The organism is Paenibacillus glycanilyticus (assembly GCF_051200795.1).
Classification (GTDB): domain Bacteria; phylum Bacillota; class Bacilli; order Paenibacillales; family Paenibacillaceae; genus Pristimantibacillus; species Pristimantibacillus glycanilyticus.
Genome location: NZ_CP195155.1, coordinates 4,411,515 through 4,434,738, shown reverse-complemented (window position 1 = coordinate 4,434,738; position 23,224 = coordinate 4,411,515). Strand labels below are relative to the sequence as shown.

Here is a 23,224-nt window from a genome sequence, read left to right as displayed (position 1 = left end):
TTGTCTGGAATAATGTGATCAGGACATAAATCCACGAAAGGATGCTGCTCCGGCAAGTTTGCCGATAAGAGCTTGCATCTCGTCTCGTCCCCGGATTAACTTCTGCAGAGTTGGCTCCACCTTCTGTTGCGGCATTCGGAAGTCCGGGCCACCAACCGTTATGGAGGCAACAACCTCTTTGGACGAATTAAATAAAGGCAGCGATAAGGCAAACACCGATTCCGTATATTCGCCTACAGAATATGCCCATCCCGCGACACGTATCTTTTCTAGATCCTGGATGAGATCTTCTTTGGACGTAATCGTCTTGTCCGTAAACGGCTGAAGCTGTATAGATTCCAATTCTTCTTCCGGCAGAAAAGCTAGGATCACCTTATTCGATGCGCCTGCAAAAAGAGGAGACCGACTTCCTACGGTAACGCCGTAACGGATCGTTTGCGAGCTTTCCACAATCTCCACGCAGATGCCCTCCAGCCCGTCCCGCCAAGTTAAATAAATAGATTCCCCCGTATCTGCCGACAGTTGTTGCATAATGGGCAGAATGACATCCGAAATACGGAATTGATCTCTCACGATAGCGCCGAACTCCATAAATTTCATACCCAAGGAATACTTCTTCGAGTCCTTGTCCTGAACAAGAAACCCGTGCTGTTCGAAGGTTGCCAAAATACGGAAGACGATGGAATGGTTCATTCCCATTGCTTTCGCCAATTCCCGGACGCCCCATTGGGGCGTTTCCTTCGTAAAATAATGCAATAGCTCGAGTGAATTATCCAACGTTTTTAACACAATGCCCCTCCTTAGTGTTTCTATAATAGAAACAGTGTTTCTAAAATGCGAATATTGTTGTCATTATAGCTTACTCTTCCCTTGAAGTTCAATAAGTTTTCTCGAACTAGCAGGGTTGGCATGTCCTATAGTTAAGAAGTTAATTACAAGAAATCTTGCGAGATTAGCGGATGCATGGGGCACAGCAAAAATAATTCTGACGCTGCAGAAGTATCGTATAACCTACTCTTCCTCTTTAGTTTTCTTTCTTTAAGTAAGCAGGAATACTTATCCAACTGTCGAATAGGAGACATTCGACCTACATTTGAACCAATAGGATGGTTGTGAAATTGAAAGAAATACCTCAGATGACAAACAATGAAAGTCAAAAGTCATACCGCCACTGGATCATAGGCATCTTATTGCTCCTCATTCCCTTTACGGTTGCCGTCTATGCTTATTGGCCCCAGTACTATAGCTTCACGACTACGGGCGAGATCGTCCCGATGGAAGAGATTGATGTCAACGGCAGCGTTAACTTCGTGTACGTCCAAGAAGGCGTCACTTGTAATCGCTATGAAAAGTATTCCGTTAGCCTTAGCGATTCGGAAGCCGAATTTACGAAGGTTGATTCCTCGGCTGAAGACGATCTAAGCGCGATGCTGGATTTCGAAGAAGATAGGTGTAATGAGACGATCCATTATGCCGTAGATTCGGCTTCCGAGGTGATCTCCTCCCCGATCGAACAAGACCGGCGAGATGAACGGCTTCAGCAGTTAATCGAAGAAACGTCGAATTATTACGGGGATTCGATCGGCCTTATGCTGGGGATTGGTCTTGTGGAAGAAGCGATGCAGGAAGATTTCTCTCAAGACGGTACGATTATTATCGCGGGCACGGGAACGCTGGAAGAGGACCATACAGTCGGCTCCGTTGGCGCTATCCGGGATAAGCTGCGAACGGCCGAAGCGGCGGGCACGGATATTTTCTTCGTCCCTAAGGATAAAGAGACGTTTATGTACCCGGGACTCAGCAATGAGCAAGAAGCCGAGCTTGCCTCGAAAGAACTGGATTTGAAGCTACAGCTTGTCCCGGTTGCGACATTAGAAGAAGCTATTTCTTATTTGCGGCAGTTACCTAATCCCTATATTCGGAGCGTGAACCAACCTTGAAATTGAAGTCAGAGACTTTGTCGAACGTATTGAAATTACTGCTGTGGGTGCTTGCTGGACTAGCTTGTGCCGATTTGGTGAGCACCATTGTGTATACGGCAAGTCTGGATGCGTTCACCGCTTATATTTATGATTTCTACGGTTTCATTGAAATTGTATCCTCCGTTCTGTATTATATTGCCGCGGTTGTTTATTTGATCTGGATCTATTGCGTTCATCTCGATATGAAGACGCTCTTTCCGAGCTTCGCCCGTTCACCCGGGAAATCGCTCGCGTGCATCCTGATTCCCGTCTATAACTTATTCGGGATTCCTTCCATTTACCGAATGATTGGACGGTGGTATCTGGATGATACAGGCGGCGCTAAGAAGGAAGGGCGCTGGATCTGCAGCTTGGCCTTGCCGCTTCTTCTATTCATGATGCTCTCCAACGGGCTTGGCCGCATGGTTAATCAAGCCGACGAATTGAGCGGAACGATGCTTCTTATCCTGAGCTTTGTTACGCTGATTCTTTACATGATTTTTTTGATCCTCTGCCTCCAAGTATCGCGCGGCTTGCGTATTGCGCGTTTAGAGGTTCTCTCAAGGCAATCCACCGCTGTTAATGCGGATGACTTTGAAGCAAGCCCGGCAGGGCAGCCGACTGCAACTCATCAGCTGTAGCAAATAAACAAGCCAAGTACTTCGGGTACTTGGCTATATTTTTTTTATACTTAAAGATTACAACCTGAATTTGGCGAAATTGGCTTATAGTAAGGATAAAACATTTATGCGAGGATCTAAATTTATGAGGAATCGTAAAAAAATCAGGGATATGATCTATGTAAGCAGGCCAAACTCTTTGAATTGTTTTTATTCCTATGGAATCGAATTCCATGAATTTATGAATTGTATGGATAAAAGACCGGAGAACCTTTTGTTGCTTAAACATCATTTTGACAGCGCACAATGGAATATGCACTCCAGATTTGATTATGTTACGGAGCAAGAAATTGAAGAATTAATGGAAGACAATATTTACGGTTATGGGGATTTTTGTTGGGTGGATTTCTCGAAGGAAAGCGATTTGGATGCTTTAAGTGCTGCTGATATTGCGGAATTATTGTATTTCGCTCATCTTGCTAAGCCATTGCATGCCATACCTAAGGAAAGATTTGCTTATTTTGCTCACGATGACGGTTGGTTTAATAAACTTTACGTGACCGATCTAAATGATTATAAAATTCTTTTGGCAAAAATTATTGTTTCCAAACATAAACGGTTAACAGGCAAACAAATGAATGATATTCCCATGGACATTGCATCCATGCTCCTTGAATATACGGGAGGCGGTTTAATCATTGATTTAGCAAGAATAACGATGGGGACGAAAGAAATTGCGATACCATTAAGCCAAATTGGTCATTACACCGATATGGACCATGTATGCGAAATGAGGGCAGAAATCTCGGATTACAAGGCTTGGTTAGTCTATTCGAATAAATCATGGAAGTTGATCAAGACAGACTAGGAGGTTGTCTAATGGTTGATGTTTTTGCTGTCGCGGATATTATTGTTGAGCATATTAAAAAGCATTACTCCGAAGATATTTCGATTGTCGGCTATTATGGATCTTATTTGCAGGGGCGGGCCACGAAACGTTCCGATTTGGATTTCTTCTTTATTCCGGCAACGGACAAAGGGAGACAAGCCGAGTGCCAGTTCATAATCGAAGGCATCAGCTTTGATTTCTGGCCAATCGGCTGGGATCGTGCCGAACGAATGGCAGCGTCGGAGGAGTGGAACACCACGATTATCGCGGACTGCCAACTATTGTATGTTCGATCAGAGGAGGATCTGGCCAGATTCATGGCGCTTCGAGACAAGATATCCGGCATGGGAAGCGAAGCCAATGCATCATCAATGGTTAACAAAGCAGAATCCGTTATAAAGGAATGCCTTGCCAGCTTGGCTAAAATGCGGATTTTTACGGACTCCGAGAATCTGTCCTATTTTCGAATCCAAGCTCAAGAGATTACGGGAAACATTTTCAAGTCTCTTGGCTTCTTGAACCAAATCTATTATAAGCGAAGCTGGGGCCACTATCGCGAGCAAGTCAGAGATCTGAAGGTAAAGCCGGGTCATCTGGATCAATACCTGGATACGATCATGTTCAGTCATAATCCGGATGAAATCTTATTAGCATGCGAGAAATTGGCAGCGGATACGATGCGTCTAATATCGGAGAAAAGAAGCAGCCTGGAAGAGAAACGCTCTTACCAAGAACGTATGAAAGGATACTACGAAGAGGAAAGAGGCATGATGAACAAGCTGTTGACCGCATGCGAAAAGGGCCATTACGAAACGGCCTTTTTTGTTGCTGCCGGTTTGCAAGACGGACTAGCCCGAATATTGTACGCGGCGGAAAAAGGACGTTGGCCTGGACTAGTTGACATTGGTGACTATCGGGAGTACTACGTTCGTTATGGATATCCGGATCTTGTGTCGTTGCTGGATCCTGTTAATTTTGAACCGTTACGGTTAGCCGTGCTGCAGCTTATCGGCAAGCTGGAGAAGCATCTCATAGCGGAGGGTGTAGCCCTAAACCGCTTTGACTCCGTTGCGGAATTCGAAGCATTTTATACCCGTAAATAATGATTTGCGAGGCCATAAAAGAGGCTTTTACGTATACCTGCCAGCTCGCGAATGCGTTTGGCACATAAGGCGGGAGAGACTAGAAGGCAAGAAGTTGAGCATAGCGGTAAAATAGCGATTAAACCCAAGTAAAGAGACTGTCCAAAGGGCGGTCTCTTTGCCTCTGAACGAGCCGATAAACAAGTATTGACAGTTTCCAGAAGTCGGGAATATAATTAAAACCAGATTATTGTAAGCCTTTTCAATTGAGCTCCATAATTACCAATACCCATCAAAGGGTATTCATTTTTCAGCAGTTATGAAACCCGTTTCATGAAATAGGTTTCAGAATAGGCTGGAACAGGAGGACTTATGAGCGGCATTAATGGACACGATAACGGACTTACTAACGAAGGTGCCATTATTCAGATCAAGCCGGAGAATGGCTATGACGGCTTTGAAGGCTGGGGTACTTCGCTTGCCTGGTGGGGGCATATTGTCGGCCAGTGGAGCGATCGGGATAAGCAGGATGAGATCATGGATCTTATCTTTGATGCGGATAAAGGCCTTGGCTTAAACATTATCCGGTACAACATTGGCGGCGGGGAAAACCCGGAAATCCAGCCTAACACGCTGCGCCCAGGCGGTGATATTCCGGGATTTCAACCGGAGAAGGGCATATGGAACTGGAATGCAGATGAAGGCCAGAGGAAGGTCTTGCTGGCAGCGATGAAGCGCGGGGCTGATATTGCAGAAGCTTTTTCCAATTCGCCGCCTTATTGGATGACGATAAGCGGTTCCGTTACGGGTGCGGAAGACGGCGGCAATAATTTGCGTGAAGAATGTTATGAACCATTTGCGGACTATTTGACGGAAGTGGTTAAACACTATAAGGATGTGCACGGCGTTGCCTTCCGGACGCTTAATCCGTTGAATGAACCGATCTCGAACTGGTGGAAAAAGGGCAATATTCAAGAAGGCGCACATTTCTCGCTCGATAAACAAATGGAGATCATTAAGCTAACGGCCCGATCCCTTCAATTAAAAGGCTTAACCGAAACGGCAGTCAGCGCACCCGATGGGAACAGCGTGGATGAAACGCTGGAAATGCTGCACGGTTATGACGAAGAGACGTTTAACAGCTTCTCGCAAATCAATACCCACTCTTATAATGGCGTTCGGCTTGAGGAGATTCGCATGCTGGCGCAGGAGAAGGGGAAGAAGCTGTGGATGTCGGAGTACGGAACCGGGGGTACCGGACCGCATGATCACGGGGATATGACCAGCGTGATGGAGCTGGCCGAGAGGATCATTACGGATCTGCGGCTGCTGCAGCCCGCAGCTTGGGTGTATTGGCAGGCCGTAGAGGACGAAAGCGCTCGGAATAACTGGGGATTTATCCACACCGATTTCAGACAAGGCAACGGTCAATACGAAATGACGAAGCAATATTACGCGATGGCTCAATTCAGCAGGTTTATTCGTCCGGGCAGTCGCATTTTATGGCTGGATGACCGCGATTCCATTGCCGCTTACGATGAAGCCCGCAAGCAGCTGACAGTGGTTGCGCATAACCGGGAAGGGCAACGACAAATCCGTTATGATCTCGGCCCGTTTGTCCAAGGCGATGCAGCAGCCAAGCTATATCGCACATCGGAGCTGGAAAACCTGGTTGAAGCCGAGCTGTCCATTCATAGCAATAAATTTACAGTTAACCTTGAAGCACAGTCCGTAACGACTGTGGTTATAGCCAATGTAACTCTTTAACAGAGAAATAAGGAGGAGCACTTCAGATGCAGGAAACCATCGTACAAACGAATGGACTGCCGCATAAAAATACGGCGGTTCAATATAACGCATTCAGCTACAATATTAACGGAGAGCAAGTGTTCCTGAACAGCGCGGCCATTCATTATTTCCGGATGCCGAAGGAAGAATGGCGCGAGGTGCTTGTGAAGGCGAAGCTGGCCGGCATGAATTGCGTCGATACTTATTTTGCTTGGAACGTTCACGAGCCGGAAGAAGGAAAGTGGAACTTCGAAGGCGATAACGACTGCGGCGCGTTTCTTGATCTATGCCATGAATTGGGCCTGTGGGTCATTGCCCGTCCCGGTCCGTTTATTTGCGCGGAATGGGATTTCGGCGGATTCCCTTACTGGTTGAATAACAAAGAGGATATGAAATTCCGGGCCTTCGATAAGCAATATCTGACCTATGTGGACCTCTACATGGACCGGATTATTCCCATTATCAAGGAGCGCGAAATTAATGCCGGCGGCTCGGTTATTCTCGTGCAGGTGGAGAACGAATACGGTTATCTGGCAAGCGACGAGGTTGCGCGCGACTATATGCTTCATCTAAGAGACGTCATGCTGGACCGGGGCGTAACGGTACCGCTGATCACTTGCGTCGGCGGCGCGGAAGGCACGGTTGAAGGCGCGAACTTCTGGTCGGGTGCGGATCACCATTATAACAATCTGGTGCAAAAGCAGCCGGATACGCCAAAGATCGTAACCGAGTTCTGGACCGGCTGGTTCGAGCATTGGGGTGCGCCTGCGGCTACGCAGAAGACGGCAGCCTTATACGAGAAAAGAATGCTGGAATCGCTGCGGTCCGGATTTACGGGCATCAGCCATTACATGTTCTTTGGCGGCACGAACTTTGGCGGCTACGGCGGCCGTACGGTTGGCGCCAGCGATATTTTCATGGTGACCTCTTACGATTATGATGCACCGCTAAGCGAATACGGGCGCGTGACGGAAAAATATAATACCGCCAAACGGATGTCTTACTTTGTCCAAGCAACGGAAAGCGTCCTGTTGAATGCGGTTGAAGGCGACGCGTCGCTGGCAGCTCTTCCGCAAGGGTTCTCGGCACGGGTTCGCGAGAAAGGCAAGGAGCGGATCTGGTTTGTGGAGAGCTCGAAGGATGAGCGCGAAACAACCAGCATGACGCTGCCAGACGGCCGGACCATTCCGGTTACGGTTGGTTCTTCTGCCGTTGTTCCCGTAATCGACAGACTTCAGCTTGAACCGGGCGTTTATTTGACCTGCAATACGTATCTGATCGCCAATGAATGGATCGATGGCCAGCATACGCTTATCGTCTATGCGGAGAACGGTCAGCGTTCGTATATCGAGCTGGAATCCGATCAGCCGATTCTGGTCCAGGATGACGGGGTCAGAAGACAACAGCTGGATGGCGACGGAAGAGTTGCTTTTGATCTTTGCCACTTCCAGGAGGCGCAATTCGTTCAACTGACCGTTGGCGGCAAGCCTTACCGCATTGTGGTCATCAACAAAGACAGCGCGGACCGGGCTTGGCGGATTGCCGGCAAGAACGGCGCGGGCTGGGCGATTGGATACGCCGATTTCGACCTGATGGCGGACGGTACATTCCGGGCTGCTCTTCACGACAGCGATGCGGAGCCGATTCACCTGGGCAATTGGGGAGCTCTCCCTGGCGGACAGCTTGCGCCGTACGTGTATTTGCAAGCGCCGGTCCTTGAAGGCTGGAGCTCCGAAGCCTGCGAGCTGTCAGCGGCGCAAGGCCAGGAAGCCTCGCAGCCAACAGCCTTCTCCGAGCTTGGTCAGCCTTATGGCCATTTGCTTTATGAATGCGACATCGATGCCGGCAATGAGAATGCTACGAAGCTAGTGCTCTCGAAGCTGGAGGATACGGCCAGAGTGTACGTGAACGGTAAGCAGCAGGCGCTTGTGCAGAAGGTAGGAGCAGCGGCGGTAAAAGTGCAGCTTACGCCTAACAGCAAGAACCATCTGCAAATTCTGGTGCAAAATATGGGCCGTCTCAATTTCTCGCCTTATTTGGGCGAAGCGAAGGGGATTGCCGGGGCGGTCTATGCGGACGGACAATCGATTGACCTTCTTGGCGGATGGAAGCATGAAGAGGCAACGGTCCATCTGAATGAAGTCAATTCTATCGCGGGTGGCAGCATGATCAGCAGAACCTTTAGCGTGGAAGCCGGTTTCGACCGCGTCGTTCTGGTAGGCGCGATCAGCGGACGCCTTAGCATTAACGGCAAGGAAATCAAGCTGGAAGGCTATCAGGACTGGTTCCTGCATCACACGCTGGATATCTCGGAGTACATTCAGGAAGGCTCCAATCTGATCGAAATGGCTTACGTTAAATCGCCGCTGCAGCGTCTGGAGCTTCTCGCGTCTTCCTCGAAGAAGGAGCTAAACGGATGGCGCATTGCCGATGTCCGGAAGCTTAACCGTAAGCCGTATGCGGGAGAGACAGGCGTTCCGGTATGGCATACCGTGCAATTCGACAAGCCGGTGCTTCCGGCGGATGTTAACGCCAAGCTGAAGCTGCGTTTAACCGGCATGAGCAAAGGAACGTTATGGCTGAACGGCATCGACCTTGGCCGTTACTGGCAGGTTGGTCCGCAGGAGGATTATAAAATTCCGATGGCATGGCTGAAGGACCGCAACGAGCTTGTCCTCTTTGACGAGAATGGAGCAAGCCCGTCCAAGGTACGTCTGCTTTATGACCAGGCGTCCAGCAAGCGCTGGATTTCTATTCAATCCTAGTATTCGCCGCAAAATAAAAAGGTTGTAAGCAACCGCTGCTTGGATGATGCGTTCAATTTTTGAATCAATCATATCGGGCAGCGGTTTTTTTAGGAAGATTGGCGGATTGCGGCTGCTTAAATCCGTTTCTTTAGCAACCTAACTTTGGTATAATTTCAACTATATTAGTTGTTCCAGAGGAGAACCTATCAGATGAAGCAAGTGACTGTGTACGATATAGCGAAGGAAGCCAAGGTGTCCGTTGCGACCGTTTCGCGCGTACTAAACGACACCGCTCCCGTACGTGCCTCAACGAGGGAGAAGATCGAAGCGATCATGCAAAAATATCAGTTCCAGCCGAATGCTAACGCAAGGAGTCTGCTGAAGAAAGAGACGGGAATTATTGGCGTTATTTTACCGGATATTACGAACCCGTTCTTTCCGGAAGTATTCTCAGGCGCGGAGCAGGAGGGCAGGGAGTCCGGCCATACCTTTTTCCTCTGCAATACGATAGGGCTGCACGACAAGGAATCGGAGTTCCTGACCATCATGCAGGAGAAGCGGGTGGACGGCATTCTGTTCATGGGCGGGCGTATTAACCTGAAGGATTGCAGCCCCGCCTTGGTCCAGGAGGTCGTTGAGCATTCGCAGAAAATTCCGATGGTGCTCGTAAACGGCAATTTGAAGGACTCCGGCATTACGCGCGTCGTAACGGACGAGTACGCGGGCACCGTTCTGGCGGTCAAACATTTACTTGAAACCGGCCATAAGAAGATTGGCTTTATCGGCGGGCAGAGTCATATGGCAACTACGGCGGTCAAGATTAGGGCTTATAAGAAGACGTTAAAGGATGCCGGATTGACGGTGCGGGAAGACTGGATTCTGCCCGACAGCTTCTCCGTTGATTCCGGACGGACGCAAATGGAGGCTTTGCTGCACTTAAAGGACCGGCCGACGGCGGTATGCTGCGTCAATGATTTTACGGCAATCGGCGCGATCAAGGCGGCGGTGGAGCAGGGACTTCGCGTGCCGGAGGATATCTCGATCGTGGGATTCGACGATATTCCGTTGGCGCATCACGTTATTCCCGAGCTGACAACCATATCGCAGCAGGCGAATAATCTAGGACGGACGGCGGTGCGCGTGCTCCGCGATCTGATGAACAAGGAAAAGGTGAAGAAAGTGTACTCCCTTGAACCGGAGCTTATTGTCAGACAAAGCACTAAGCCCCATGAGGATAAATAAGCAATGTAAAAAAAATCGCCTTCACCTGTATGTAAGGTTTTCAGGATGAGGGCGATTTATTTCATTTTTTGGGATCCTGCAGCGTACGGAGCAGGAAGAACTGCTTGGCGAGAAACACCGGGGTATAAGGCATGTCCGCGCGAAGCCAAGATACAATGGTGCCGATCAAGGCAGCGGAGCTGTACCATACCGCGATATCCTTCTGAATATTGGCTTTCGCCACAAAAGAGTCATTTCCCCGTTTGTCGATGCCATCCGAGATCAGCTTGGTCAACAACCGCAATAAACGATCGGTAAAGATCGTCGTGCGGTGAGAGGCCAAAATAATCTTGTAAAATTTCGCATGCTCCGCGATATGCTCAAGCAGCTTTACGAGCATCGTTGTATTGATGACCTCCGGCGAGTCTGATTTTACGGTCGAGCGATCCAGTACCTGATTAATATCTTCAATCATGTCATCCGCCATTTTGTCCAGCATGTCCGGGATATCTTTATAATGAAGATAGAAGGTAACCCGATTAATCGTAGCCCGCTCGGCAAGCTTGTTAACCGATATTTTCTCGATATCCATTTCCTCGAGCAGATCGATAAAGGCATCTCTTAGCAGCTGGCGCGTCCGCAAAATACGCGGATCCGTCCGGGTTGTTGTTTTGTCCATCGTTACTCCCTTCCTTTCCTTTAGTTATTAAATTCCTAGTAGTAAACGACAATTTCGTTTTGACTGTATTATTTTCTTTACAAATACTACATAAATTCAATTTCTGTAAACTAATTTACACTTTTGACTAGAATCGTCGCTTGTAAAAGGGGTGGCTCGAGCTATAATTTAATTTATACAATGTTCACTATACGACACGTTGTAAATTTAGTCTAGAGAGACAAGAAAGAAGGATGGAGCGGTTGAGTAAAGGTTTACAAGCGGACAGTTCTATCAAAAAGGGTCCTATTTTATTTGTTATGATTCTGGGCGCCTTTATTGCGACGCTGAACCAGACGATTATGAGCGTGGCCGGCCCTGAGTTAATGAAAGATTTTAGCATCTCGGCTACTACAGTCCAATGGCTGACGACCGGCTACATGCTGGTTAACGGTATTTTAATTCCGATTACAGCCTTTTTGATGCAACGATTTACGACGCGGGAATTGTTCCAGACGTCGATGATTTTATTCCTGGCGGGTACGATTGTATCTGCGCTTGCGTCGGATTTTAACGTATTGCTTATCGGACGCTTGATTCAAGCGGCTGGTGCCGGTATTATTATGCCGCTTCTAATGACCGTTATTTTGACCTTGTTCCCGCCCGAGAAGCGGGGAGGCGCAATGGGGATGGTTGGATTCGCCATTATTTTCGCACCGGCGATTGGTCCTACGCTTGCCGGCTGGGTGCTCGAGAACTTTAAATGGGAAATGATGTTTTACGGCATGATTCCGCTCGCCATTATTGTTATCATTTGCGGATTTGTTTTCCTTACGAATGTTTCGGAACGTTCGTATCCGAAAATCGATGTGATTAGCGTTGTCTTGTCCACGATCGGTTTCGGAGCTTTGCTGTACGGCTTCAGCCGCGCGGGCAGCGCGGGATGGGAAAGCGCAGAAGTGCTTATTACGATTATCGGCGGCTTTATCTCTCTGGTGCTGTTCGTATGGCGGCAGCTTATTTCCCAGAATCCGCTGCTTGACCTGCGGGCCTTCAAGTACAATATGTACAGCTTAACAACGTTCATTAACATTGCGATTACGATGATTATGTATGCGGATATGATGCTGCTTCCGCTTTATCTGCAGAACGCGCGCGGTTATACGGCGATGGAATCGGGTCTGCTTCTTCTTCCGGGCGCGCTTATCATGGGCTTTCTGATGCCTGTTACAGGCCGACTGTTTGATAAGTTCGGCGCCAAATGGCTGTCCGTTGCCGGTATGATTATTGTTATCGTGACAACTCTCGGTTTCATTAATCTGACGGATACGACAAGCTACACTTATCTGGTTCTGATGTCGACCGGCCGCCGTATCGGTATGGCCCTTCTGATGATGCCTGTCCAGACAGCGGGTCTTAACCAATTGCCTAACCGTCTAAACGCGCATGGCACGGCGATTTCCAATACGATCAGACAGGTAGCGGGTGCGGTTGGCACATCGCTTCTCGTTACGATCCTGACTACGCAAACCAAATCCCATCTGCAGGATGCGATGGCATCCGGAGCAACCGGGGATCAACAGCAGATGATTACGAATGCGACAATCAGCGGGATGAACGATGCTTATCTGGTTATCGTCGGAATCGGCGTCGTTGGTCTCATTCTGACCTTCTTCATTAAACGCGTTGCTCAAGCTTCCGACGAGAAACAGACCAGCGCGACCGCAAAGAAAGTAGCCATTGAAGGCTAATACGAACTAACAGAGAGAGCTGCCATGAGGCAGCTCTTTTTTGATGGTTTGAAAAAAATTTGGAAAGAATGGATACACTACACATCGGGGATGCTTGCTTACGCGTATGGAGGAGGGATTTACGCTTGATGCGGATAAGAAGTCGGCAACAAACGGATCGCAATCATAGCTCTGACCGGTTACAATCGACTGAGCCTCCATTTCAATTAAGCACAAAGCTTTCTATAAACGAGAAGATGGTCAGGGAAACTTTTCAACAATGCTCCGATATCATTTTTCGTTCAATCGGCAGCAATCCGAGGATTCTTATCGTCTATGCGGATGGTTTAATCGATAACAAGACGTTGGATAACATGGTGTTAGCGCCACTCCTATATGATGAGGTCCCTCTATCGGGGCAGATGATTCAAGATAAATTGATAGCGGTCTCGCAAATTAAAACCGTTTCCACTTTAGGCGAAATAATCGATGGGATTCTGAAGGCGAATATTGTTCTCTTGGCTGACGGAGAAAATAAAGCCCTTGTCGCGGATCTTAAAGGATTCGAGAAACGCTCGATCGAAGAACCGGCCGCCGAAATCTCCGTTCGTGGCCCAAGGGACGGATTTACGGAAACATTGCGTACCAATACCAGCTTAATACGCAGACGAATCCGTAGTCCAAAGCTGAAAATGGAATCCGTTACGATTGGCGAAGTTTCTCAGACCGATGTCGTTATTGCGTATATTGACGGGATTGTCTCGAATACGATTCTGAAGGAAGTCCGCAATAGAATCGACCGGATAGTGATGGACGGGATACTGGAATCAGGCTTTATCGAAGAATTTATTGAAGATGCGCCTTGGTCTCCGTTCCCGCAAATTCAAAATACCGAGCGGCCCGATATCGTATGCGCAAGCTTGCTCGAAGGGAAAGTCGCAGTCCTTGTCGATAACACCCCATTCGTGCTCATCGCTCCGATGACGTTTTGGACGGGTTTGCAGGCAGTAGAAGATTATTACGAACGTTCCATTTACACGACATTCATTCGATTCGTCCGGTACTCCTTATTTAATATCGCACTGCTGCTTCCTTCCCTGTACGTGGCGCTCTCAACCTTTCATCAACAGCTTATCCCTACGAATCTGCTTGTCAGCATCGCTAATTCGAGGGAAGGCGTCCCGTTTCCCACGTTTGTCGAGGCGTTGTTAATGGAGTTCATGTTCGAGGGGCTCCGCGAGGCCGGTATTCGCATGCCTAAAGCCGTAGGCTCGGCCGTCAGCATTGTAGGAGCGCTTGTCATTGGGCAAGCTGCCGTACAAGCAGGCATCGTGTCCGCTCCTGTGGTCATCGTTGTTGCCACAACCGGGATCGCATCGTTTGCCATCCCTCGGTATAACTTCGGAACCGCTTATCGTCTTCTTCGTTTCCCCATGTTGATATTGGCAGGCATGCTGGGCTTATACGGGATTATTAGCGGGTTATTCCTTTTGATGATCCATCTTCTTGGCCTGCGGTCGTTTGGAGTTCCGTATTTGAGTCCGGTCGTTCCGAGCGTACCTCAAAGCCTCAAGGATGTATTTATACGTGCGCCGAGATGGAGTATGACCCGTCGTACGGCCTTTACATCCGGTGCCAATAAAACCCGGATCCCGACAGGTCAGCAACCAAGTTCAAAGCGAGGAAATGCAGACGAATGAATAAGTTACATAAGACCAGCTTGTTTTTTCTGTTTCTCTCTCTAACATTAGTATCTGGCTGTTGGGATAATTCCGAAGTCAATGAGATTGCGGTTGAGCTTGGGTGGGGGATCGACAAAGCTCCGAATAAGGGAGTCAAGATCAGTGCCCAGGCAATCATTCCTGCCGGAATAGGCGGTGGGCAGAACGGTAAAAACGGAGGAGGCAAGGACAAGCCGTTTTTTGTCGTCTCGGGCGAAGGCATGAATACGCTGGACGCGGTACAGCAGATGCAGACTAAGCTTTCCAGGTTAGTGTTTCGCGGACATAGGCGTGTCATTGTGATCGGGGAATCCATGGCTAGACAGGGAGTTAAGGATGTATTCGATACTTACACGCGGGATCCGAACCTTAAGCTGAGAACCGATATATTTATTGTCATGGGAGGCATCGCAAACGAATTTTTGAAAACCTCGTACCCATTGGAAAACATTGCCGCGCTTGGGGTTTTAGGAGAATACGATCAAATAGGAACACCCGTCGAATTGGGGTTGCTGAACTTTTTGCATGCTGCAACAAGCGAAGGAGCTTCTCCAGCGGTGCCGGCGGTCGCCATTGGCATGGATTCTAAAACAGAGAACCGACCCAATCGGAATACGTCGTCCAATCCGGAAGGATTCCGAATTATAGGAACGGCGGTTTTTAATAAAGATTTGAAAATGGTTGGTTTTTTGAATATGGAGGAAGGCCGGGCAATGCGATGGGTAACCGGAGATCTAAACAAGCTGACGGTTCCTGCAACACTACCTGATGAAGAAGGTAATGTCAGTATGGTTCTCTTTAAACTGCATAGCAACATTCAGCCGACAGTCGAGAACGGCAAGCTGAAATTTCTTGTTACCTTAACAGCGAATGGAGTAATCCGTGAAAATAACACCAGGCTGGACCTGACACGGACTACTAATATTAGCCTGGTTCAGAACGTATTGGACAAACATATTGAAGAAACCGTATCACGAACGATTTCCAAAGTTCAGGAAGAGTATGGAACAGATATATTTGGATTCAGCGATACGATCAAAAGAAAGAATCTGGCATTATGGAGATCGTTGAAGAATGACTGGGAAAAAGAGTTCCGGGAAGCCGAGGTTTCTGTAAAAGCGAACATTACGGTTAGACGGATAGGGGTAACGGGACCCGCATTGCAATTAAAACCAGACGAGGTAATAAAATGAAGAGATTCATTTCGCCAATTGCCGACGCAACCAAGTAACAAGGAGAAGAATCGTTGGCAAGATTAAGTATAAAGGCACCCACACATAAGGCACCAAAATTTCAAAGTGATGTCGGTAAATGTGCTCGGCTATGTTTTTGGACATCGTCATTCCAAGTATGAGCGCAGCGGCGCAGGACGGGATGACAAGCGCGCGGTAGCTCTTCATATTCGTTAATTGTTGAATCCCTCTCACCGCTGCGAACATTTCAATAACGCCCTTTAACAGGGCCGTCATTAATAAATAAAGCACGCCAAACATTTGCAGGTTTTCAATGAATTTGCCGATGCTTATTAAACTAAGCAGAGTGTAAAGAGGGTACAGGAAACCTGAGAACATATCTCCAAAAACGAGTACAGCCATCAAATCGAAGATGGTTACCATGATTCCCGACATTATTGTGGTGAGAATCGTAATTTTCATGACTTTATTAGGCTCTTTGGTCTCCGTCCAGAACATCGCAAGGATAATGGATTCTCCATACGATTGAGTGATGCCCGGCGGGTAAACGGTTTTCCAGACGGGGCCCCAACCGTTTTCTAAAACAGGGAGCAAGTTATGGTAATGCATCACGTTTGAGCTGATTAGAAGAATGACTTCAATCGAAAACAAGAGCAGCACGATGGGGAGAAACATTTCCCCCAGCCGGGATACTCGCGTTATTCCGCCATATACGCAATAGGCAATAATAAAGACAAACACCCCACAGATGATGATAAGCGGCGTGTTAAATAATAAGGTTGTTGAAACCATGTCCCTGATATCTGCAGTAATCCGTCCAGCGATATATATAAACAAAAGGGGGTATAAAAATGCAATCGGAGTTCCGATCCAACGCCCAAATTGCGCAGGAAACCATTGAACTAGGGTCAGCCCCGGATTCAATCGCATGAGGACCGTGTAGACTAGAACCACAAATACGCCCAGGAAGCTGGATAGCAATACGCCAATCCATGCATCCTTGCCAGCCTGACCGCCAAAGCCGAAAATAATCGTAGTGCCTATTTGAAAAATGAAGGTGATTGCGAACAACTGATACCCTGTAATTTTATTCATCGTAACCTCGTCATTTAATGGGATGAAATTTTGAACATTCCTTTATTTTTCCAAATTCATCCTTTCTTATTCCGTCCGGGGATCCAATGGAATGGTTTCAATTGCTGCTTAGGGCTGTAGTCTGCGTTTGCCCGGGGTGGTATAATAAAGCAATTATTGAGACTTTTCCCATCCCTTAAGTTAGGCAAGGGCGAAAGGTGGTTGCGATGAAAAGAAGCCGTATGAATCTGCTGATCCAGCATCTCGTCTCCTACTTCCTGGTGCTGCTGTTTCCGCTGCTGATTATTTTGGTCTACTATTATCCGCATTCGACGGCGGTCGTCAAACAGAAGGAGATGGACTGGAATACGCATCTTACGGAGCAGGTAAGAACTTCGATGGATACATTTACCCGTTACGTATACAATCTGCCGTTCGAGCTGCTCAAGAACCGGGAGATCAAATTGTACAACGCCGAAGACATTGATTATCAGCGCGTGCAAATTGCAAACGAAATGCGGAAATATAATGCCACGGACGGCTTTGTCGACAACACCCTCCTTTATATACAAAGTATGGGTTATTTATTCGCCAAAACAGGAAGCGCTTACAATGTGGGCGATTTCGGCAAACCGGGCATCGGTTATTACTATAAAGACTGGCCTGACATGTTTAATGAACTGAACCAATTGAAGGGGACGTTAGTAAGGCCGGTAGAAGATGTCATTATTCCTGGCAGCAATCATGTCCGCATGCTTACCTTTGCCCTTCCGCTTCCGATTGGCGGCTACGAGACCCCGGGAGCGGTGCTTATCATGGTCCGCGAAGATACGATTATCCGGATGCTGAACTCCATGTCGGAGATGTACAGCGGAGATTTCTTTATTTTGGATGGAGAAGGCCGTCCTCTGCTCACTTCCAACAAAGGATCGTACATACCTACAAATGAAGTGCAGAGCTTCCTGACCGGTCTTGATAAAAGCGGCAAGGGAGCGGGCTTTTACGAGAAAGGCGGCAGCTCTTATATTATTTCGCATACCGTTTCCGACAAGAACGGGTGGCAGTATGTAAGCGTCTTGCCTGTAACGGAGATGCTGCAGGGCATTCAGACGATTCAGCGCAATACGGTTCTTCTGATTGGCATGATGCTGCTGCTCGAAATTCTCGTTATCTATGTGGCGATCCGACGGAACTATCAGCCGATCAAGCGAATAGTGGATTTTGCCTCCAATCTGTTCGAGCCTGGCGGAAGGAAGCCCATGAATGAATTCGAGATGATCCGCTTTGCGCTTGGCGAACTGGTATCGGTCAACAGCTCCCTTGATGCCAGAGTGAAGCAGACCATGCCGGTGCTTCGAGATCATCTGCTTCTGGAGCTAGTAAGCGGGAAAGCAGGCAATGACGAAGCTTTTATGCGGCAGGCGGCCGCATACGGCATTGCATTCCCGCATGAAGCGGTTGCCGTAGCCGTCCTGTCGATCGAATCCCCGAAGAGCGATGAAGGAACGGAGTGCCGGGCAGCGGAGTACTTAAGGGCATTGGAAGCTGCGCAGCCAATCGGAGGTACCGGGTATTTTCTAAAAAGCATTTATAGTCACGAAATGATATACGTTTGCTCCTATGAGGCAGGCTTTGCGATGAAACAGTTTCTGGCGGATACCGGGAAGGAGCTGGAAGAGCAGACGGGAGCGAAGGTCTATATCGGCATAGGAACTTCAAGCAAGCCTGACCGGGCAGAAGCGATCCATATTGCCTACCTGCAGGCGGTACGGGCAACGGAGCATCTTCAGCTGCGCGGTGGCAGTCCGGTTATCGTCTTCGATGAGCTGGAAGCGCCCAAATCCGGCTCCGTATCCTATTACGCGGAGCTGCTTCAATCGCTGGAGCTGGCCATTCTGAAAAATGACACCGGAGCTGTTCGCTCTATTACGGACCGTATTGTCTCTCAAATGAGCAGCGCGGGAATGCCGCCGCATATGGTCCGAAGCGTTTATATTAACACGGTCAGCGCTTTGCTTAACGGGCTGCAGCGATTTAGCCCGGAGGACGATGTCCTGCTCCGGCTTACGGATACGGCTTACCAGTTCCGGTATACCGTCGATCAGATGGCCGATATTATCCGGGATAGCTGCGAGCGGTTATGCCTCATGATCCAGAACACCTTGCCGCCTGTCCGAAATGCATCCCAGGATGAGGTTACTCGCTTTATCGAGCAAAGGGGATTACACCCTGACTTTTCCCTTCAACTGATTGCGGACCATTTTGCGATGTCTCCGTCTAACTTCAGCCATCATTTCAAGAAAACGATGGGTCAGAATTTTAAAGAATACATCGATTTATTCCGCATTCAAACCTCTATTCAGCTTCTAAGGACAACGAACCAGACATTGGACGGCGTTGCCCAGCAGACGGGCTTCTCGAACACATCAAGCTTTATCCGCTGCTTCAAAAAAATCGTAGGCACGACACCCGGTCAATACCGGGAGACGCATAAGCTCATTTCCTAAAATGCTGCACATCTATCGCGGGCTAGCCTGCCGAATCGTTCGGCAGGCTTTGTTGTTGCCCTGGAACTAAAAAGCCTCTTTTTTACCCGCGGATCAGCCTTCCGAGTATGGCAAGCGGCATTTTTTGAACATCCACAATAATTGAAAGGGCAGAAATTGAAGCGTTTTCAACAACCTGAAGTTAAACGCTTTCAAAAAATGCCAACCTTTCGAAAACTGTCCGTATACGGCATATCGCCATACCGATTAGTGTGGATGTACCGGGCGACGATGCCTCGGTGCAGCGTATCGGCTTCCGATGCGGCTGCCATCTAAATTGAATCGAGGGGGCAATTACATGCGGAAAAAAGTAGTCGGCATGATTACCGTCATGCTTGCTGCAACAACCATTATGTCAGCATGCAGCAGCAATTCGAATTCGGGCGGGAACAATGGCGGAAGCAATGCGGGCAGCAATCCTACGGCAGACAGCTTCGCCGGCAGCGGCGGCAATAGCGGCAAGAAGGTAAAGCTTACGGCGATTATGACCAAGCATGCTCTGACGAAACCGCTTAAGGATATGGAATGGCTGCAGCAGGTGGAGGATAAGGCAGGCGTTGAGATTGACTGGCAGGAAATTACGGCCGACTGGGATCAGAAGAAAGGGACGTTGCTGGCAAGCGGAGATGTTCCGGATCTCTTTATTGGTCCTAATGTCATTACGGATGCGGATATGGCGCAATTCCAAGGACTGTTCCAGGATTTGTCGGGCATGCTGGATCAGCTGCCTAACGTTCAGGCGATGTTCGATGCGAAGCCGGAGACGAAGAAAATCGCCGAGCAGCAGGATGGCAAAATTTACGGCCTTCCGAAATATCAGCGGTACTGGCCTTCCACGGCTACCCGCCAATACATTAACCAGCAATGGCTGGATAACCTGGGCCTCCAAATGCCAACAACCTGGGATGAGCTGTACGATGTGCTCGTAGCATTCAAAGAGAAGGACGCGAACGGCAACGGAGATCCAAACGACGAGATCCCAATGGACTGGCCGGGCGGAATCGGCGGCTATTTCAACCCGGCTTATATGCTTGGCGGAGAAGGCATAACGCTGACGGACGGCAGCCCGCAAGGGTATTTCGTCGAGGACGGCGCCGTGAAGAACTATTTGGTCGATGATCGATACAAACAGCTGGTTGTTTTCTTGAACAAGCTTTATAAAGCCGGTCTGATCAACCCGGAAGTATTCACGCACGATTACACGAAATACCAGTCCGTTGCCCGGGGCGAAGGGGATACGGCGAAGGTTGGCTTTACGATGGGCTGGGTTGCGTCAGACCGCTTCGGCGAGCAGCTTGCGCCGCAGTACACCTCGATGTCGCCGCTTAAGGCAACGTCTGACAGCAATGTATCGTGGAGCTATGACTACAATTCCTTGAACTACGGAGTTAATCAGCTAGTCGTATCGGCCAAATCGAAAAACAAAGACGCGGTCATGCGGTTTATTAACGAGCTGTACGCGCCGGATATGGGCATGCAGGTTCTGTTCGGATCCCTTGGACCAAACATTAAGGATAACGGCGACGGAAGCTACAGCGTGCTGCCGCCGGCCGATTCCAAGATGGACCCCGGCACTTGGAAATGGACGTCCACGATGGCGGATAACGGAGCATTCTATATTCCGGATTCGCTTCAGCTGACGCTAGGCAAGGATATGCAGGAGGTTCTGGAGCAATCGAAGCCGATTGACGCGATTCAAATCGACGTGGACAACGATGTGTTCCCTACCTTTCTTAAATATTCGAGCGCCGATAACAGCACAATGGGCCTGAACAACACCAATGTCATGAACCTGGCCAACACGAATTTCGCGAAATGGGTAACAAAAGGCGGCGTTGAAGAGGAATGGGACAGCTATGTGAAGGAAAGCGAAAAAGCAGGTTTGAAGCAAAATCTTGAAATTATGCAGAAATACTACGACGAATATAAGAAGCAATAACTAGCTGCGGAAGCCGGCATGCGGCGCTTGATGCGGTATGCCGGCTTCCGGCTGGCAAAGGAGGTTATCGCCGATGCGATTATTAGGAGGAGGACTACGGGCATTAAGACGGGATTACCAGCTATGGATTATGATTGCGCCCGCGATTGCCGTTGTCCTGATCTTTAACTATATACCGATGTACGGCATTCAGCTTGCTTTCAAGGATTTCGATTTTACGAAAGGCTTGACCGGCGGCGCGTGGAGGGGCATCGATTATTTCAAGCAGTTTATGGACAGCTATCTGTTCACCGATCTGATGCGCAACACGTTCCTCATCAGCTTGGCGACCATTATCGTCGGGTTTCCGGCGCCTATTATTCTAGCATTGATTCTGAACCAGATCCGTCGCAAGCGATTTAAAAATGTGATGCAGACGACGGTTTATCTGCCGCATTTTATATCGATTATCGTTCTTGTCGGCATGATGAACGTGCTGATGTCGCCGGAGACCGGCGTTGTTGGCCATCTGATGAAGGGGCTGGGGCTTGGCCACATCAATCTGATTGCCTCGACCAATACCTTTATTCCCGTCTATGTCCTGTCGGATATTTGGCAGCATTGCGGCTGGAACAGCATTATTTATTTGGCGGCTTTGTCTACCGTTGATCCGCAGCTCTATGATTCCGCCAAGATGGACGGAGCGAGCAGAATGAAGATGATCCGGTATGTCGATCTTCCGGCGCTTGTTCCTACGATTATTATTTTGTTCATTCTTAGCATGGGCAATATCTTAAGCACGGGCTTCGAGAAGATCTTCCTGATGCAAAACGCTCTGAACCTGCCGGTCTCGGAGGTTATCGCCACCTATGTCTACAAAATCGGCATTGTGTCCAATCAGTTCAGCTATGCTTCCGCGATCGGTTTGTTTAATACGCTGATCAACTTTGTATTCCTGTTTACGATGAATGCCGCTTCCAAAAAAATGTCCAATACAAGCCTGTATTGATTCGGAAAGGAAGGAGGGAGGCCATATGGCGCTCAAGGGCTTGAAAGGGAGTGAACTCGCCTTTCATATCGCGCTTTATGCGTTATGCGCGGTCATTTTTGTCATTATCTTATATCCGCTTTATTTCATCGTGATTGCTTCGTTTAGCGATTCAACGCTTGTGTCGACGGGGAAGGTGCTGTTTTTCCCGAAGGGCACTAGTCTATTTGGATATAAGGAGATATTCCAGGACAGCCGGGTATGGACCGGGTACCGGAATACGTTGTTCTACACCTTGTTCGGAACGCTGGTCAACATGCTGTTTACGATGCCGGCCGCATACGTGCTGTCGCGGAAGGAATTTAAAGCGAGACGTCCGATTATGTTTCTCTTCGTCGTCACGATGTTTTTTAACGGCGGTCTGATTCCGACTTACCTGCTGATGAAGGATCTTCATATTACGAATACGTTCTGGGTGTTTATTCTGCCGTTTTGCGTGAATATCTTCTATTTGATTATAGCCCGTACGTTCTTCGAGACCGCGCTGCCGGCGGAGCTTTACGAGGCGGCCGTGATGGACGGCTGCTCGCATTTCATGTATTTCGCCAAGGTTGCTCTGCCGCTCTCCAAAGCTCTGATTTCGGTGATCGGGTTATATTACCTGGTCGGACACTGGAATGATTTCTTTACCGGTCTGATTTATATCCGCGATAACAATCTGCAGCCGCTGCAAATCGTGCTAAGGGATATTTTGCTGTCCAACCAGGTATTCCAGAACGGAGCGGGTACGGGCGGCGGCGCTGCATCGGGCGGTTATGCCCAGCGTTATGCCGACCAGATCAAATACGGCGTTATTATCGTATCGTCCCTGCCGATTCTGATGCTGTACCCGTTCCTGCAAAAATATTTCGAGAAAGGGGTTATGATCGGTTCCGTAAAAGGATGATTCCATGCAGGTGTTTGAAGGGGCAATAAATCAGGCTCAAGCAGCGGAATTGGCGAATCAATAAAACAATGGCAAACGGGACGATGCGGGCTTGACTCCGTGGCGTCCCGTTTGCGTTATTTCCCTTAATCGACCGCCATCC

Annotated in this window: 17 protein-coding genes; 14 read left to right on the top strand and 3 right to left on the bottom strand. The window is 48.6% G+C overall.

Annotated features, from left to right (window positions below):
• Positions 1 to 18 precede the first annotated feature (18 nt).
• Entirely contained in the window at positions 19 to 789 is a 771-nt protein-coding gene (locus ACR9FF_RS20255) for an IclR family transcriptional regulator (protein ID WP_435164195.1), read from the bottom strand.
• Between the two features lie 329 nt (positions 790 to 1,118).
• On the opposite strand from ACR9FF_RS20255, the gene ACR9FF_RS20250 reads away from it, so the two are divergent.
• From ACR9FF_RS20250 to ACR9FF_RS20220, 7 genes are all read left to right on the top strand, one after another.
• The gene (locus tag ACR9FF_RS20250) at positions 1,119 to 1,940 is read left to right on the top strand and encodes a hypothetical protein (RefSeq protein WP_435164192.1); all 822 of its coding nucleotides are present in this window, start codon (positions 1,119 to 1,121) and stop codon (positions 1,938 to 1,940) included.
• Complete coding sequence (locus ACR9FF_RS20245; protein WP_435164189.1) at positions 1,937 to 2,602, top strand: hypothetical protein; 666 nt, start codon at positions 1,937 to 1,939, stop codon at positions 2,600 to 2,602. Before ACR9FF_RS20250 ends, ACR9FF_RS20245 begins: the two co-directional genes overlap by 4 nt.
• A 124-nt stretch (positions 2,603 to 2,726) precedes the next feature.
• The gene (locus tag ACR9FF_RS20240) at positions 2,727 to 3,449 is read left to right on the top strand and encodes a hypothetical protein (protein WP_435164186.1); all 723 of its coding nucleotides are present in this window, start codon (positions 2,727 to 2,729) and stop codon (positions 3,447 to 3,449) included.
• 11 nt (positions 3,450 to 3,460) lie between these two features.
• The gene (locus ACR9FF_RS20235; RefSeq protein ID WP_435164183.1) at positions 3,461 to 4,573 is read left to right on the top strand and encodes a hypothetical protein; all 1,113 of its coding nucleotides are present in this window, start codon (positions 3,461 to 3,463) and stop codon (positions 4,571 to 4,573) included.
• Positions 4,574 to 4,924: 351 nt separating this feature from the next.
• The gene (locus ACR9FF_RS20230; RefSeq protein WP_435164180.1) at positions 4,925 to 6,319 is read left to right on the top strand and encodes a glycoside hydrolase family 30 protein; all 1,395 of its coding nucleotides are present in this window, start codon (positions 4,925 to 4,927) and stop codon (positions 6,317 to 6,319) included.
• Between the two features lie 26 nt (positions 6,320 to 6,345).
• Positions 6,346 to 9,105 (top strand): beta-galactosidase, encoded by a 2,760-nt coding sequence (locus ACR9FF_RS20225; protein WP_435164177.1) that lies wholly within the window; start codon positions 6,346 to 6,348, stop codon positions 9,103 to 9,105.
• Positions 9,106 to 9,297: 192 nt separating this feature from the next.
• Entirely contained in the window at positions 9,298 to 10,329 is a 1,032-nt protein-coding gene (locus ACR9FF_RS20220; RefSeq protein ID WP_435164174.1) for a LacI family DNA-binding transcriptional regulator, read from the top strand.
• 61 nt (positions 10,330 to 10,390) lie between these two features.
• Here ACR9FF_RS20220 and ACR9FF_RS20215 read toward each other — a convergent pair whose 3' ends face one another.
• On the bottom strand, positions 10,391 to 10,987 hold the full coding sequence (locus ACR9FF_RS20215) for a TetR/AcrR family transcriptional regulator (protein ID WP_435164171.1): 597 nt from the start codon (positions 10,985 to 10,987) through the stop codon (positions 10,391 to 10,393).
• 299 nt (positions 10,988 to 11,286) lie between these two features.
• Between ACR9FF_RS20215 and ACR9FF_RS20210 the strand changes: the two genes are divergently transcribed.
• The 3 genes from ACR9FF_RS20210 to ACR9FF_RS20200 all read left to right on the top strand — a co-directional run bounded on the left by ACR9FF_RS20210 (position 11,287) and on the right by ACR9FF_RS20200 (position 15,610).
• Positions 11,287 to 12,717: a DHA2 family efflux MFS transporter permease subunit gene (locus ACR9FF_RS20210; protein ID WP_435172174.1), complete on the top strand. Its 1,431-nt coding sequence runs from the start codon at positions 11,287 to 11,289 to the stop codon at positions 12,715 to 12,717.
• A gap of 128 nt (positions 12,718 to 12,845) precedes the next feature.
• Complete coding sequence (locus ACR9FF_RS20205; RefSeq protein ID WP_435172172.1) at positions 12,846 to 14,396, top strand: spore germination protein; 1,551 nt, start codon at positions 12,846 to 12,848, stop codon at positions 14,394 to 14,396.
• A complete protein-coding gene (locus ACR9FF_RS20200) occupies positions 14,393 to 15,610 on the top strand; it encodes a Ger(x)C family spore germination protein (protein WP_435164168.1) in 1,218 nt (405 codons plus the stop codon). Before ACR9FF_RS20205 ends, ACR9FF_RS20200 begins: the two co-directional genes overlap by 4 nt.
• Before the next feature lie 6 nt (positions 15,611 to 15,616).
• On the opposite strand, the gene ACR9FF_RS20195 is transcribed toward ACR9FF_RS20200, so the two are convergent.
• Complete coding sequence (locus tag ACR9FF_RS20195) at positions 15,617 to 16,705, bottom strand: GerAB/ArcD/ProY family transporter (RefSeq protein WP_435164165.1); 1,089 nt, start codon at positions 16,703 to 16,705, stop codon at positions 15,617 to 15,619.
• Positions 16,706 to 16,911: 206 nt separating this feature from the next.
• On the opposite strand from ACR9FF_RS20195, the gene ACR9FF_RS20190 reads away from it, so the two are divergent.
• The 4 genes from ACR9FF_RS20190 (at position 16,912) to ACR9FF_RS20175 (ending at position 23,082) form a co-directional block, all read left to right on the top strand.
• Positions 16,912 to 19,191 carry a helix-turn-helix domain-containing protein gene (locus tag ACR9FF_RS20190; RefSeq protein ID WP_435164162.1) on the top strand — a complete coding sequence of 760 codons (2,280 nt, stop codon included), beginning with the start codon at positions 16,912 to 16,914 and terminating at the stop codon, positions 19,189 to 19,191.
• A gap of 337 nt (positions 19,192 to 19,528) precedes the next feature.
• Complete coding sequence (locus ACR9FF_RS20185; RefSeq protein ID WP_435164159.1) at positions 19,529 to 21,169, top strand: extracellular solute-binding protein; 1,641 nt, start codon at positions 19,529 to 19,531, stop codon at positions 21,167 to 21,169.
• A gap of 73 nt (positions 21,170 to 21,242) precedes the next feature.
• Positions 21,243 to 22,157 (top strand): ABC transporter permease, encoded by a 915-nt coding sequence (locus tag ACR9FF_RS20180; protein WP_435164156.1) that lies wholly within the window; start codon positions 21,243 to 21,245, stop codon positions 22,155 to 22,157.
• A 25-nt stretch (positions 22,158 to 22,182) separates the two neighbouring features.
• On the top strand, positions 22,183 to 23,082 hold the full coding sequence (locus ACR9FF_RS20175) for a carbohydrate ABC transporter permease (RefSeq protein WP_201001943.1): 900 nt from the start codon (positions 22,183 to 22,185) through the stop codon (positions 23,080 to 23,082).
• Positions 23,083 to 23,224 lie beyond the last annotated feature (142 nt).